19 protein-coding genes and 1 tRNA gene are annotated in these 15,034 nt (G+C 35.7%); 3 read left to right on the forward strand and 17 right to left on the reverse strand.

The genetic code is table 11. The annotated features are described in order from the left end of the window. Positions 1-68: 68 nt before the first annotated feature. The 9 genes from HUE58_RS02750 to HUE58_RS02790 form a co-directional block, all read right to left on the reverse strand. A complete protein-coding gene (locus HUE58_RS02750; RefSeq protein WP_174605530.1) occupies positions 69-1,460 on the reverse strand; it encodes a TolC family protein in 1,392 nt (463 codons plus the stop codon). Beyond that, positions 1,457-1,978: a shikimate kinase gene (locus tag HUE58_RS02755; protein ID WP_174605531.1), complete on the reverse strand. Its 522-nt coding sequence runs from the start codon at positions 1,976-1,978 to the stop codon at positions 1,457-1,459. The genes HUE58_RS02750 and HUE58_RS02755 overlap by 4 nt, the downstream gene beginning before the upstream one ends. Before the next feature lie 5 nt (positions 1,979-1,983). Beyond that, positions 1,984-2,160, reverse strand: coding sequence for a zinc-finger domain-containing protein (locus HUE58_RS02760; RefSeq protein WP_174605532.1), 177 nt, complete (start codon positions 2,158-2,160; stop codon positions 1,984-1,986). After that, on the reverse strand, positions 2,157-3,092 hold the full coding sequence (locus HUE58_RS02765) for a branched-chain amino acid transaminase (RefSeq protein ID WP_174605533.1): 936 nt from the start codon (positions 3,090-3,092) through the stop codon (positions 2,157-2,159). Before HUE58_RS02765 ends, HUE58_RS02760 begins: the two co-directional genes overlap by 4 nt. Before the next feature lie 2 nt (positions 3,093-3,094). Beyond that, positions 3,095-4,318 carry an aspartate kinase gene (locus HUE58_RS02770; RefSeq protein WP_174605534.1) on the reverse strand — a complete coding sequence of 408 codons (1,224 nt, stop codon included), beginning with the start codon at positions 4,316-4,318 and terminating at the stop codon, positions 3,095-3,097. A 514-nt stretch (positions 4,319-4,832) separates the two neighbouring features. Next, on the reverse strand, positions 4,833-5,006 hold the full coding sequence (locus tag HUE58_RS02775; RefSeq protein WP_174605535.1) for a hypothetical protein: 174 nt from the start codon (positions 5,004-5,006) through the stop codon (positions 4,833-4,835). Between the two features lie 3 nt (positions 5,007-5,009). Next, on the reverse strand, positions 5,010-5,243 hold the full coding sequence (locus HUE58_RS02780; protein WP_174605536.1) for a hypothetical protein: 234 nt from the start codon (positions 5,241-5,243) through the stop codon (positions 5,010-5,012). A gap of 142 nt (positions 5,244-5,385) precedes the next feature. Then, positions 5,386-5,595 (reverse strand): hypothetical protein, encoded by a 210-nt coding sequence (locus tag HUE58_RS02785; RefSeq protein ID WP_174605537.1) that lies wholly within the window; start codon positions 5,593-5,595, stop codon positions 5,386-5,388. Positions 5,596-5,617: 22 nt separating this feature from the next. Beyond that, a complete protein-coding gene (locus tag HUE58_RS02790; protein WP_174605538.1) occupies positions 5,618-5,869 on the reverse strand; it encodes a hypothetical protein in 252 nt (83 codons plus the stop codon). 729 nt (positions 5,870-6,598) lie between these two features. On the opposite strand from HUE58_RS02790, the gene HUE58_RS02795 reads away from it, so the two are divergent. From HUE58_RS02795 to rsgA, 3 genes are read left to right on the forward strand one after another with little or no spacing between them, the layout of a single operon-like run. Then, positions 6,599-7,864, forward strand: coding sequence for a M48 family metallopeptidase (locus HUE58_RS02795; protein WP_174605539.1), 1,266 nt, complete (start codon positions 6,599-6,601; stop codon positions 7,862-7,864). 22 nt (positions 7,865-7,886) lie between these two features. Continuing rightward, a complete protein-coding gene (locus tag HUE58_RS02800; protein WP_174605540.1) occupies positions 7,887-8,165 on the forward strand; it encodes a hypothetical protein in 279 nt (92 codons plus the stop codon). Positions 8,166-8,174: 9 nt separating this feature from the next. Continuing rightward, positions 8,175-9,140 (forward strand): ribosome small subunit-dependent GTPase A, encoded by a 966-nt coding sequence (gene rsgA, locus HUE58_RS02805; RefSeq protein WP_174605541.1) that lies wholly within the window; start codon positions 8,175-8,177, stop codon positions 9,138-9,140. Between the two features lie 83 nt (positions 9,141-9,223). Here the strand turns inward: rsgA and HUE58_RS02810 are convergent, their stop codons facing one another. The 8 genes from HUE58_RS02810 to HUE58_RS02845 form a co-directional block, all read right to left on the reverse strand. Then, complete coding sequence (locus HUE58_RS02810; RefSeq protein ID WP_174605542.1) at positions 9,224-9,493, reverse strand: MBL fold metallo-hydrolase; 270 nt, start codon at positions 9,491-9,493, stop codon at positions 9,224-9,226. Positions 9,494-9,939: 446 nt separating this feature from the next. Next, positions 9,940-10,116 (reverse strand): rhodanese-like domain-containing protein, encoded by a 177-nt coding sequence (locus HUE58_RS02815; protein WP_174605543.1) that lies wholly within the window; start codon positions 10,114-10,116, stop codon positions 9,940-9,942. A gap of 129 nt (positions 10,117-10,245) precedes the next feature. Then, positions 10,246-10,623, reverse strand: a complete 378-nt coding sequence (locus HUE58_RS02820; RefSeq protein WP_174605544.1) for a DUF423 domain-containing protein — start codon at positions 10,621-10,623, stop codon at positions 10,246-10,248. 1,107 nt (positions 10,624-11,730) lie between these two features. Continuing rightward, positions 11,731-11,806: transfer RNA gene (locus tag HUE58_RS02825), tRNA-Lys, on the reverse strand. 87 nt (positions 11,807-11,893) lie between these two features. Beyond that, the gene (locus HUE58_RS02830; protein ID WP_174605545.1) at positions 11,894-12,172 is read right to left on the reverse strand and encodes an HU family DNA-binding protein; all 279 of its coding nucleotides are present in this window, start codon (positions 12,170-12,172) and stop codon (positions 11,894-11,896) included. Between the two features lie 43 nt (positions 12,173-12,215). Continuing rightward, positions 12,216-13,895 carry a 30S ribosomal protein S1 gene (gene rpsA / locus HUE58_RS02835; RefSeq protein WP_174605546.1) on the reverse strand — a complete coding sequence of 560 codons (1,680 nt, stop codon included), beginning with the start codon at positions 13,893-13,895 and terminating at the stop codon, positions 12,216-12,218. Positions 13,896-13,990: 95 nt separating this feature from the next. Continuing rightward, positions 13,991-14,668, reverse strand: coding sequence for a (d)CMP kinase (gene cmk, locus HUE58_RS02840; RefSeq protein WP_174605547.1), 678 nt, complete (start codon positions 14,666-14,668; stop codon positions 13,991-13,993). Next, positions 14,665-15,003, reverse strand: coding sequence for a MazG nucleotide pyrophosphohydrolase domain-containing protein (locus HUE58_RS02845; protein ID WP_174605548.1), 339 nt, complete (start codon positions 15,001-15,003; stop codon positions 14,665-14,667). Before HUE58_RS02845 ends, cmk begins: the two co-directional genes overlap by 4 nt. Positions 15,004-15,034: the final 31 nt, after the last annotated feature.

Here is a 15,034-nt window from a genome sequence, read left to right on the forward strand (position 1 = left end):
TTTTGTTCTTTTTAATACCTTAAAAAATAAAATGCTGGTATCGTTCATATCACCCAAAGCAAAATTTGTCATGGCAATAATTGGTCAATAGTTGCCTTAAAATCAAGCACTGATTGTTGATAACTTTTCGCCACTTGAATGTGGTTAAGACTTGCACTTTGCTCATTATTTTGTGCTGAAATAACAAAACTTGCTTGAGAGTTGGCATTGTTGTATCTTCGTTTTTCCTCTTTGGTGCGTGCCTTAGCAATTTCGATTTGCATTTTATTGGATTCAAGTATTTCCACCAAATATTGAATTTTTTGCTTTAATGCGTTCGCCTTGGCGTGGATATTTAATAATTGCTCTTGCTTTTGTTCTCTAGCTCTAGCAAGTTTTATTTGTGTTTTTTCAATGGCTGACTTGGCTTGCATACCGCCAATAGGATAACTCAAATCTAAGCCAATATTCCACGATGAACTCTGGCTAGAAATAGAGCTTGTATAGCGACTATTTTCACCTTCGCTGCTAATACCAAGTTTTAAGTCAAGCTGTATTTTTGAATTATTTTTGTCACTCTTTAACTGACGTTCTAACAAATCTTGATTTAAATCAGCTATTTTTAATACTCTAGAATTAGTCAATAAGTATTGTTTAAGATTATCATCATTGGTTGTATAGCCTTGATATAAATCAAATTCAGCCCTAACATTAGAAAAATCAATATCTAAAGTAATGGCCATTTCATGACGCAAAAAATTTAAATCTTGTTGGGTTTGGAGTTGTTGTTGCTTAGCACTTTGATAAGCATCTTCTTGCAGCAATACATCAACTTTATCAACCACTGACATAGTAAATTTTTGTTTAACCAAAGTCAATTCCTGAGTGGCTAAATCTAGGCGTTGATTATTAATCATTAAGCGCTCTTGAGCGTAAGCCAAGTCAATAAATTTCTTCAATTGAGTAAGTATAAAAATCTCTTGTTGTTCAGCAATCTCAAGCCTAGATATTTGCACATCAATATTGGATAAATCTGTATTTAGTTGATCATTAATGCCACTTGCATCTTTCAATAATGGATAAAAATAATCAATAGAAAATTTATTTCTTTTGATATTTAAACTGGCGATTTCAGCTTTGCTTTTGTTTTTCCAATTGTGTTTGACAGTAATACCAGCGCCTGAGCTTACTATTTTTTTAGTTGCTGAAAAGTCAATTGAAGTGGTGTTTAAATTATTATAAGTCGTTATAGATGAAATATCGCTTACATCTTCATTCTTAAAATTAGTTTTTACACCAACGAGCCAATCTTGATTAGCTCTGGTTGCTTGTTGATCAATTTGCTTAATTTGTAGAGATAAATCAAGTTGTGTAAAAAAAGGATGTGTATTTTTTAAACGTTCAATAAATTTATTTTGTGTCATTGCTTGAGCATCAAGACAAATGGCAAAAATCAACACAGTGATTAGATTCTCTTTCATATTGGAATGGCTTTTTTAATCTCATTAATAATAGCGTATAACTTCTTACCTGTGGTGTCAATCACCACATCTGCCACTTCTTGATATAAAGATTCGCGCTTTGATACCAAGTCACGAATGGTTTTCTCTCGATTGCTTGATTGTTCAAGTAGTGGCCTAGATCTAGAATTTATGGTGCGTTTAAGTAACTGTTCAACCGTTGACGATAGATACACCACAAAACTATTGTGCTTAAGCATTTCTCGATTTTCAACCTTAATAACAACACCACCACCAGTGGCGATGACAATATTTTTAATCTCGTACAAATCAGCCAACATTTGTGTTTCGCGCTTGCGAAAGCCTTGTTCGCCCTCTACATCAAAAATATGATCAATAGCCACACCTGTACGCGCTACTATTTCGAAATCTGAATCAAAGAAATCACGCTTAAGAACACAGGCCAAACGGCGACCAACCGATGTCTTGCCAGAGCCCATTGGTCCAACTAAAACAACATTTGGTGAGTTACTACTCATTAAGTTTATGCCAATTCGTAGCTGGCACTACAGTACGGACAAGATGCTTTACCATTTTTGTCGAATTTTAAAAATACCTTGGGGTGCATATTCCACTTTTGCGCCTCTGGCGGTGGGCAATGAAATGGCAAATCTTTTTCTTCCACAACGCTAAAACTAACATGCTTTTTTTTGAAAATCATCTACGGATAAATTCATTGGCAATCCAGTGTTGGTATTGCTTATTCCTGCCATAAACACAATCAAAATATAAGGTTTGTAACTGCTCAGTCACTGGACCACGAGTACCTAAACCGATTGTACGATTATCAAGTTCGCGAATGGGGGTTATCTCCGCTGCTGTACCTGTAAAAAATGCTTCATCTGCAATGTACACTTCATCACGAGTGATGCGTTTTTCAATCACTTTATAACCCAAATCAGTTGCCAATTTAAATACGGTATCACGAGTAATACCTGCTAGTGCTGAGGTCAAATCAGGTGTGTAAATAATACCATCTCGCACAATAAAAATATTTTCACCACTGCCTTCAGCCACAAAACCATCAACATCTAACATTAATGCCTCATCATAATCATCAGTTAACGCTTCTTGTAAGGCTAACATTGAATTAATATAGTTGCCATTGGCCTTAGCTTTAGTCATGGCAATATTAACATGGTGGCGTGCATAACTTGAAGTGCGAATGCGAATACCGTTTTTCATATTGTCCTCGCCTAAATACGACCCCCACTCCCAAGCAGCAATAATAGTATGCACCTTAAGTCCATCAGCACGTAATCCCATGCCTTCTGAGCCGTAAAAGCACATGGGGCGAATGTAGGCGCTATCAAGATTATTTTTAGCAACTGCATCTTCTTGAGCTTGATTAAGCTCGTCTTTGGAAAAGCCAATATCCATGTTCATAATCTTGGCAGAATTAAACAGTCTGTTAGTGTGCTCTTCAAGACGAAAAATTGTGGGTCCTTTTTTGGTTTCGTATGCACGAACCCCTTCAAACACACCCATACCATAATGCAAAGTATGAGTCAATACATGAACTTTAGCTTCACGCCAATCTACCCACTTACCATCAAACCAAATTAAACCATCTCTATCGTCAAATGTATGCATTTTTATTCCTTATCCAATTCAAACACAGCATGTAATGAACGCACTGCTAATTCTAAATACTTCTCATCAATCACCACTGAAATTTTAATTTCGCTAGTGGAAATCATCTGAATATTAATACCCTCATTATGCAACACCTCAAACATCTGTGTGGCAATACCCGCATGAGAACGCATACCAATACCCACCAATGATACTTTAACCACTTTGTCGTCACTTTGGACAATCATTGCGCCTAATTCTTGACACAAACGATCTAGGATTTTACTAGCAGTTTTAAAATCATTCCTATGCACAGTAAAAGCAAAGTTAGTCAGACCCTCACGTGCAGATACACTTTGCACAATCATATCAACTTCGATATTGGCTATGCTAATTAGGCCTAGAATTTTAAATGCAATACCAGGCTCATCTGGCACACCGATTAAACTTAGCTTTGCCTCATCTTTATTATGAGCGATGCCTGAAATAAGGGCTTGTTCCACAATATTCTCCTCATTGGTAATTAATGTACCTACTGGATTATCAATCAAAGATGATAGCACTCTTAACGGCACTTTATATTTTGATGCAAACTCCACAGAACGAATTTGCAAGACTTTTGAGCCAAGTGATGCCATTTCTAACATCTCTTCATAACTCACAACATTCATTTTTCTAGCATTTGGCTCAATGCGAGGGTCGGTTGTGAACACCCCATCTACATCAGTATAAATCTGGCATTCGTCAGCCTTAAGTGCAGCCGCAAGTGCCACAGCAGTAGTATCAGAACCACCACGACCTAATGTGGTAATGTGCCCATCTTCATCCACACCTTGAAACCCTGCCACAACCACAACTTTACCTTGTGTCAAACTTTGACGAATACGATGATCATCAATCGACTTGATGCGCGCTTTACCGTGCTCAGAATCAGTCATAATGCGCACTTGCGCACCCGTATAAGAAATCGCATCACAACCTAATTGTTGCAACGCCATAGTAAGCAAAGCAATCGTCACTTGCTCACCAGTCGTTAGTAAAACATCCATCTCTCTTAAAGAAGGCGTATCTTGAATAGTTTGTGCAAGTGCAGTCATTCGATTAGTTTCACCACTCATAGCAGATACACTCACCACCAGCTGATCACCAGTCTCTTTAAATGCTTTAATTTTTTGTGCAACCGCCCGAATACGCTCAGCCGAAGCGACTGAAGTACCGCCATATTTTTGTACAATTAATGCCATTAATCATAGTTCAATTAATAATTATCAATATTATACATTAACAACTGCATTTTCAGTAATAAAAAAGCACCCTGTCCATTATTAAAATAAGTCTTGTTTGTTAGTCAAAAGCCTATCAAAGCAAAAAAAAATAAAAGTATTTAACGTTTAATTACTACTTATTATTAAAAATATATTTTGGCTTGAAAGTATAAGCTAGCAATTGGAATGATTGTTAGCGCAACCACCACATCAATAATTAATGCCTTAAAGATAAAAATAGCCAATGTTCAAGTATTTGCTAATTGTGTCATCAATAATAGAACAAAACTTGCTAATAATACTAAAAATAGATACAAATACCCGCCGGCACCTGTTGCTTCTAACGTATTTTTAAGAGAACCAAACCCACATTATCCATACAGTAGCGAGCATCTCTTCTTGTAAGACGAGATATCATATAAATATCATAATCCACACCTAAGCCCATAGCAATCGACAATGACACTAAAGCAGCAAAATACAAATTACCTGATCAATTTTCAACACTAGTATAATATGCGCCTAAACCATATTGTGCAAACAAAGTAACCAGCAACGTGGAGGTTAAAATATCTGCAATGAGCGGTGAGGCAAAAATCAGTGCAGCAATCACAAAAATAGCAAGCGTAGTTACTAGTGATGACTTAATATATTCCACCTCTGCCATATCTCATGTATTGCTTCTGTAGTACCTAAAAAAACCACCCACTGACATTGTCGTGTCACCACTTTGCTCAATGGTTATAACCTTGCCTGTCTCAGACATATGAAGCACATCACCGGATTTAAAGCCCCAAGTTACCAAATCAAAACCTAGCTCATCTTTATTATCTTCAAACCACTGTTGAATATCTTTAACAGTTTGGTGTGTTTTTACTGGATCCATGGTATTAACAAAGCCCATAATCACACCTTCATTTCAATTTTTGACAACAAATGAATCCAAATCCTCCTGACTGGTATTGGCCTCTAACAAGCCATTAAAGCTTGTGACAATTTCATTAGCATTTGGCACGTGAAAATATTTAAAGTTTGGCTCTTGCCCTTCAGGTGTTTATCATTAACATATTGACAATTTTTAAGGACTGAATATATGATCCTGTAAAACCAATATTTGGATGTGTGTGTATCCAATCTTCAGTTTTTTCAATTACTGTCATAACCTCAGCATTGCTAAATGCACCTTGAGGATTGTCCTCGTCCCAACACCGAGTTCCTTCTGCCATTGTGCCGTCATACGCACAAGCCGGCAACATTGGAAAATACTCTGGTTTACCTTTAATTGGAATGTTGACTGATATTACAACCTGGCATTATCTCACCCAGACGACGTAAATCAATATTAGCGTCAGAATCATACTTAAACGCAGCACGAAAATAGTTAATTCCTATTTCAATTCCTGGCATTGCAGATTCTGCAGTGGGTGTTAATATTTTAGTTTGTGCAGTCGAGTACTTATAATTAACCTTAAGTAGTACTAGAGGGAATAAATACCAATGTTTCATGCCCTGTTGACAAGATTTTGCCATACCAATCCAATAGCCCCACAATAATTAGCACGTTTATCAGCTAAATTGCTCGAAACCCAACTCCTGTCAATTACTTTAACCTTATCCATCTTTAAAGTATTCAGTACGGTAATCAACAAATGTTGTCGTACCATCAATTAGATTCTTTAGCAGTTAACTTGAGTTTATAAACTTTTTACCATCAACAGAACAATCTGTTTTAATATTGGTATTTTGAGTGTGCTTATTACGTTTCACGTTTTTCATCACGCCTAAACAGCCAGAAAAGCTATCTATGCCCAATAATTCATGAGTTTCGTGTTTAAGTTTACGTAGAGTAACATCACCAAAAGTAAAAAAGGAATAAAAATTTCATACGACTGCAAATCTTTAAAATCAGTAATCAGCATGCCCGTACCTTTAAGCTTCTCTGAACAGAAAATTGCCAAGTCTTGTGCATTAACATTGGCAGATTTTTGTTTATTATTTAAATAATATCTAATGTTAGTGGGTTTGAGTCTTTTGACCTTAAAATAAGTGCAGTAATATCTTTCCCTTGTCTGATCATGGTATAATTATTAAAACTGTAAAAATGGTTAAGCAACTTACTTGGGTAACCCCCTGCCAATTAAAACAATTGTTAAACAATGTTTGATAGTACCTGCCTTATGTATAAAAATATCGTAATATTCTAATATTTATTAACACCTATTTATCTAGGTAAAATAATAATAATTTTTTTAAAAAAACATGGCATTTAATCTATTTACCTTAATTTTTCTAATAGCCGCTTTTAGCTATGTTATCACCTTGTTGTGGCTAAACCTCAGACAAAGCAAGGTGATTATTCAATCGTTTGATAAAATACCTAGCGAATTTAGCAAAAAAATTACGCTAAAAGAACACCAAAAAGCAGCTAAATACACACAAGCTAAGCTCAAATTAAATCATTTTGAAATTATATTTTCAACTGGCATATTGCTACTATGGACACTTGGTGGCGGATTGGACTACTTAGACAACGCTTGGCAAGCGCAAACTGACAACGCTTTGTACATAGGTGTGGGTTTTGTAGTGAGCTTGATGGTGTTAGGTAGTTTGATTGATTTACCATTTGGTGTGTATCGGACTTTTGTATTAGAACAAAAATTTGGGTTTAATCAAACCGATGTGAAAACCTTTATCATGGATTTACTCAAAGGCACGTTACTTATGCTGATTATTGGTTTGCCACTGATTTATGCCATTCTTTATTTAATGGGTGCCATGGGTGGATATTGGTGGATTTATGTTTGGCTGGTTCTCACTGGATTTTCATTATTGATGTTTTGGCTTTATCCCACTTATATTGCACCCATTTTTAATCAATTTAAGCCGCTAGATAATGCTGAGTTAAAAACTAAAATTAACAATCTGCTTAAACGCACAGGGTTTAAAAGTGACGGCGTATTTGTGATGAACGGGTCTAAAAGGTCATCGCATGGCAATGCCTACTTTACAGGCATTGGTAAAAACAAACGCATTGTGTTTTTTGATACATTACTCAAAAGCATGAGTGATGATGAAGTTCAAGCAATTCTTGCTCATGAACTGGGGCATTTTCATCACAAACATATTCGCAAACACATGTTCAATTCGTTTGCAATTTCTTTATTTAGTTTGACGTTGCTTGGCTATTTGATTAATCAGGACTGGTTTTTTCATGGACTTGGTATTAGCCATCCTTCAAATCATACAGCTCTTATTTTGTTTACACTAACCATACCAGTGTTTAGTTTTTTTATTGCACCTATTAATAATTACCTATCACGAAGGCATGAGTTTGAAGCCGATCTCTTCGCCGCTAAACATACCAATGCAGATGATTTAATATCTTCGCTGGTGAAGTTATATAAAGACAATGCCGCAACCCTCACACCAGATTATTTATACTCTGCTTTCCATGATTCTCATCCAAGTGCTTCAATTCGCATTAATCAGCTTAAGACTTATAAAAGCAATAAACGATATACTTAAAAACTAGCTAGAGGGAAAATTTATGAATCAATTATTACTAACCACAATGCTAATCGCATCAAGTGCTACATTTGCCAATGAAGAGGGTAAGGAATTACACAAAGAATCTTGTATTGCTTGTCATATTATTGAGCATGATGATGCTTTTTATACACGGGATAACTCACGTTTGCACAATCACTTTGATTTACGTCTCCAAGTGAGTAATTGTGTCAGTGCACTCAACATTAATTGGTTTCCTGATGAGAAAAAATCAGTTGTAAATCACTTAAACAATGAATATTATAAGTTCAAAAAATAGCATGCAGTTTTGCTTTTAACGCACCGCAAAAAATGGCGACTTGAAAAGATTCAAGCTGAGCGTATTACTAGAGCAAATAAAGCCTCAGACAATTTTGAAGAATCACCCCTTAACTCTGACAAAGCACAAATAGGCTTGGTGATTACTCGCTATGGACAGCGTTTATTAGTTAAAGCAAAATCAGGCGAGTTATATCAATGCACTGCTAGACGTAATATTGACTTACCTGTTGCTGGCGATCAAGTCATCTTTCAAATAACGCAATCCAATCAAGATATTGTCACTGCCCTACTTGAGCGTCATAATCAACTACATCGCGCGCACAAACTCATTGCTGCTAATATCGACCAACTGTGGTTGGTGGTTGCCATTGAGCCACATTACCAGTTTGAATTAATCGATCGTTATTTAGTGGTGGCTGAAAATGCCAAACTACCTATTAATATTGTGGTTAATAAAATTGAATTAGCAGGTGATATTGGACACATTAAATCTGATTTTTCTATGTATGAAAATATTGGTTATTCAGTGAACTATTTAAGCATTAAAGAGCAAATCAATATTAATCAATTAAAAACTCAACTTAATAACAAGGCTCATGTCTTTCTAGGTCAATCTGGCGTGGGAAAATCCTCGCTCATTAATGAACTAATACCTAATTTAAATTTGCGCATTAATGAAATATCCAAAAAAAGTAAGCTTGGTAAACACACGACAACCAATACCACACTGTACCACATTCCTTCAGGTGGTAATTTAATTGATTCCCCGGGTATTCGTGAATTTCAGTTAGATGAGCTCACTAATCAAGAAATTTTGAGTGGATTTAAAGAGTTTAAATCACTCATTAACGCTTGTAAATTTCGAAACTGTACTCATATTAACGAACCAAAATGCGCAATTAAATCGGCAGTCAAATCAGGAGAAATTCACAAAAAACGCTACCAGTCTTACTTAACCCTAGTTTCAGCATAAACAAGATTAATGATTCAAATTCCATTTGTTTAAAAATACGCTCAGCATTTTGTTTGTGCAGTTCATTATAAAGTACCCCAATTTTAGTAAGCATCAAGTAAACCACCATCATCCTGGCAGCCAAAGTTGGATATCATCAAGCAAATGAGAGGCACCAAGGAGCAACAATCAATCGTGATGCCGCCCATATTCAAAATCATTTTATCTTCTTGTGTTCTCAATACAGGTGCGTAGATATCCTCAGACCGATGTTGAATTTCTTTGTAGGCTTTGGTATGTGCAATTAAAGTCGCCCCTTGTTCTTTCCAGTAATTTGAGCCCAAAATAACATGCCCTTGTAAATTTTCTAACACCAGGTATTTAACAGATTGAGAAGTAATTTTTTTAATCTACTCATGCATAGCCTTTGCAATTAAGTAGCTACTGCCTGCATTAAACACCAAAACACCGTCTGTTGTTACAACGAATGATAAGTTGTTATTATAGTTTGAGTTCTCATAAGTAGGTGGCTGAGTAGCACTATCGTAGAATAAATATTTTTAGCGATTTGAATAGGCTTTCTATATAAAATATTGTCTGTTTCAGAATCACTAATTTTGACAGAGTCAGATACCTTTTTCCATACAAAATAGCCATCAACATAATTTTTAACACTAGTATAGCCCATATTCTCTAAGGTCTTTGGCTAATAGAATAGCGAGCGTAGATTCTTGCCACAATAAACAATAATTGGCGTGTCCTTTAACTCGACATAATCACCCACTTGAAACTCTAACCAGCCTCTAATAATATTCACATTCTAGCCACGCTTAATTGTGCCTAATTTAGCCAATTCAGAAGGTGTGCGTACGTCTATTAAAATCACATTGGGTTCAGTATCAAGAATGGCTTTTAATTCATCTGTGTCAATATTGACTATTTTCTTGTTAACCGATTCTAGCATTTGATTGCCACTAATAAATGCCAATATCAGCATAAATGTTAATCAATATAAAAATGTAGCTAATTGCTAAAAAAAATAACAACGCATCACTCTATTCCTTGGGTGAAAAAATATCTAACGATTATGACAGATAAGAACTTAGCATACTGAGATTATCTTTTGTTATTTTGGTTTGACAAAAACAAAAGCAAGTCTTGTCACGCTTAACCAGCCAAGCATCAATAGCACACCACCTACTGGTGTAACAAAAACAAAGCCATGTAGTTTGGTCAAAGTGTATAAATACAAACTACCTGAAAATAGCACAATACCTACTATAAAAAGCCAAATACTTTGGTCGATAGACCTAAACGAAATACGCTGCGAACACGTAGCTAATATTGCAATCATTAAAGTGTGGTACATTTGGTAAGTAGCCGCTGTATGTATGCGTGTAATATCTTCTGCTTGCATAATATCCTTTAAAACATGTGCTGACATTGCGCCCATTATTACTGCTAAAACACCGCTTAACGCTATAAATATCCAAAAAAAATTCATCAGTTTCGTTTTCTTGTTTATATATAATTATACGCTTAGATTAAATAAATTGGCTACTTGAATTTCATTAAGAACAAAACAACATCATCACCATAAAACTTAACCACACCCTATTTATTGGCAAGATAGTTCATAGTCATTTGGCTAAAAAACAGATATGCGTTGAACCGTCCTTATAATGCCAATATTCAAAATTAGTATCACTGTTTAGCATATTGGTCATAATGGATAAGATATATACCCTTACCGCCATCGTTGCAAAAAGTCTATCTAACTCAAATCCAGGCTTCTCAAAATGGCTCCACCACTTCACTTAAAGTAATAAAATCATAGTGATTATTGAAAATTGAAGTGTCATTTGCATAGAATTTATCAAACAAATCTATGGCAGTATCCTCGTTCTAAAAACATAACACAGAGTGTAAATCCTGGACCAGAAGCAAAATCAAGCCCAATAGCATTTAGTGAAATATGTCTTAATACTGGCTTGAAAACTTTGGATAGAAATTGTCGATAATGTAAATCTTAGGATTATTCTGACATGAATTATACTTAGATTTTTCTTGAATACCAGTTAAATGATATTCAACAGGTGCGGAAAACCAACTCGCATTAGGCGCAAATAAAATGATCTAAATCTTTGTTCTTAGAATAGCGCTTTAAATCAGTTGATTAGCATAATGGAGAATGACTTTCTACGTGCTAATCTAGAAAAAACGCCTAATGAGAGCAAGAACTAGAATGCACATGACTGTGTTCCAACTCATCCTTACTTGTAGGCCCCTATTATGCTTTCAATACTCACATTAAAATACAATATTTCGCCCGCCAAAAGATGATTTAGCGTCAACCGTTACTTGTTTTCTTATTAATGGTTTTAACACGAACAATAAATGGATTTCCTTGTTCATCTTGATGATTGCAATTCCATGCCCACTGTCAAATTATCAATACCTTACAAGGCTCTCTCATAGAAATGTCTTAAATGGCTTCCGAGTGATGAACACCATAGCATCCTTCTGGGGTTCTCCTTACCCCTATGTGTATTTAAATTTTTATTAATGCGAAAAAAAAGACTCAATAATTTTGAATCCCTTTAATATAGTATGGTGGGGCGTGAGCGATTTGAACGCTCGACCAGCGGATTAAAAGTCCGATGCTCTACCAACTGAGCTAACGCCCCTATTTATTTAACACTCTAACGGTTTTAACACTTCACGTAAAAAAAATAAAATTATACATTAATCATACTTTGTAAATCAATCAAAAACTAGGCTTTATTAACGATTTCTTTAAGTAATTTACCTGGCTTAAAAAATGGTACAAACTTCTCACTTACTTGTGTTCTTTCGCTAGTTTTAGGGTTAATACCCTGACGAGCCTTGCGGTGTTTCTTGTAAAAACCACCAAAACCTCTTATTTCAACACCTTGACCAGAAATAATGCCTTGCATTATTTCTTGCAAAATCACTTCAACCACTATTTTGGCATCAATTTTAGATAAATCAGAACTGTCTGATAAATTTAAAATAAGGTCGGTCTTTTTCATAAAAAACAAAAAAACAATCACTACATGATTGTTTTTTAAAGTGTTATTTATTGTCTTTTGCTTCTTTTAGCAAATCGCCCAATGTAGAGCTAGTTGCTGCATCAGAAGATTGTTTATTGTAATCTTTCATTGCTGCTTTTTCTTTCACTGAGTTTTTAGCATTAATACTGACTAAGATATTACGAGTTCTTCTGTCAACATTCACAATTGCAACTTCTACTTCTTCTCCAGTTTTTAATACCAAGGTTGCATCAACAACACGATCTTCTGAAATTTCCCCTGCTTTCAAATAGCCTGTAATATTTTCACCTAAACTAATGGCTGCACCATGTGGATCAACTTCCATAATCACGCCTTTAACAATTGAACCCTTTCTATTGGCAGATGCATACTGCATAAAGTCATCTTCTAAAAGCTGCTTAATACCTAAAGAAATACGCTCTTTTTCAGCATCAATATTCAAAATAATCACTTCCAATTCTTGTCCTTTAGAATAACTAGATACCAACTGGTCTGAGGATTGTTTTTCCCATGAAATATCAGCTAAGTGAATCAAACCATCAATACCACCTGGAAGACCGACAAACAAGCCAAAGTCAGTGATTGATTTAACACTAACAGGGACTTTATCACCCTTGTTATGTGTTGCCTCAAACGCTTCCCAAGGGTTTTCTTGAGCTTGCTTCATGGATAATGAAATACGGTGCTTGGACTCTTGAATATCTAATACAACCACTTCAACTTCTTGACCTAATTTAACAATCTTAGAAGGACGAACATTGGCATTTGTCCAATCCATTTCACTCACGTGAACCAAGCCTTCAACACCCTCTTCAATACGCACAAACGCACCATAGTCTGTTAAGTTAGAAACTGTACCTGATACTTTCTTGCCGATAGGCAAGCGGTCTGAAATGTTGTCCCAAGGGCTGGCAGTTAACTGTTTAAGTCCTAATGATACACGCATTTTTTCTTTATCGTAATTAAGCACTTTAACAATAATTTTATCGCCAATTGTTAATTTTTCAGATGGATGATTAACACGTTGCCAAGAAATATCTGTAATGTGCAACAAGCCATCAACACCACCAAGATCAACAAACGCACCATAATCTGCAAGATTTTTAACAATACCTTCAATTTTCTTACCCTCTTCAAGACCTTCAAGTAGCGCCTCTCTATCAGCAGAGTTAGCTTCTTGTAATACAGCTTTTCTAGAAATCACAATATTGTTTCTAACTTCATCCATCTTAATAACAATAGCTCCAATTTCTTGACCTGTTAAGTATGAGAAATCTTTCACAGGACGTATATCCACTAATGAACCAGGTAAGAATGCTTTAACTATACCAATGTCAACTGTCAAACCACCCTTAACAGCGCCAGTTACAACGCCTGTCACGACTTCCTTAGAGTTCATTGCCAATTCAAGTGATTGCCATAGCTTAATACGCTTAGCGTCTGTATGTGACAACAAGGTATTGCCCAAACCATCATCAATTGATTTAAGTGCAACTTCAACAATGTCGCCCTCTTCAACTTCTAATTCTCCTTGTGGATTTTTAAATTCGTCTAGAGAGATAAAACCCTCTGATTTAAGTCCAACATTAATAATCGCTTTTTCACGATTAATACTAACAATGGTTCCCATTAAAAGAGCGCCAACTTTTACGTTTTGTTGTTCTATGCTATTTTCAAATAGCTCAGCAAATGATTCTGACATATTATTATTTTTTTGGTATTGACCGGTAATTCTTAAGCTATTTACGGTATACGCCTAGTACATTATCGGGTTAATTTATTTAAGAGGTTAACCGCTTAAGCCTCAATTAATGCTACCACCTGAGTGACAACCTCATCAATAGATAACTCAGTGGTATCAATGATAAGTGCATCTTTAGCAGGTTTAAGTGGAGAGTGTTTACGTGAACTATCACACTCATCTCTTGCTTTCACTTTTGCCAGGATTTGCAAAATTATACCCTTACTGCCTTGCGCTTGCAATTGTTTTAAGCGCCTATTAGCTCGCTCATCAGCACTTGCAATTAAATATACTTTAAATGGTGCATCAGGAAAAACAATTGTGCCCATATCCCTACCATCTGCCACCAATCCTGGTGGTTTTGCAAAGTCTTTCTGACGCTTTAAAAGAGCGGCACGAACCACGCCAATAGAAGCAATTTTTGAAGCCACCTCGCCTGTTTTCTCTGTGCGTAAAATCGTAGACACATCTTTACCATCAAGATAAACACTCACAAGTTCATTGCCTAATTGGGTTTTAAATTCTAAATCAAGGGTTTGTGCAATCTTTCCTAAGGCTTTTTCATCAGTAATATCAACCTCTCTAGCATCAACCGCCAAAGCAAAAGCACGATAAATCGCACCAGAATCTAACAAATGCCAGTTTTGTTTTTTCGCCACAATTCTTGCCACAGTGCCTTTTCCAACCCCACTTGGACCATCAATGGTTAAAACTGACATTGTATTCTGACTCATTTATCCATACCTCGAAATTCAGACACCCTAATTTTTCCATTAACCATTCTTGATTGACGTTTGTTAAGTTTTTCCATTTTTTTCCAAAAGGCTTGATTAAGGTCAAAATTAGCACTAATCGCCGTACCTATCAATAAAATCAATAAATCTGCTGATTCTTCCGCCAAATCTTCATTAGACTTTCCCTTGGTCACACAAGCAGATATCTCACCCAACTCTTCTGCCATTAATGCCACACGATAAGCCAAATCTTCGCCGCCATGATTTCTAAAATCATGCTTATCGTGAAATGATTGCACAATTGCCAGCATAGACTGATAAGAATCTTGATTCATTTACTGACGCCAATAAACCTAAATAATTGGT

Source organism: Candidatus Ruthia endofausta (assembly GCF_013342985.1).
GTDB lineage: Bacteria > Pseudomonadota > Gammaproteobacteria > PS1 > Pseudothioglobaceae > Ruthia > Ruthia endofausta.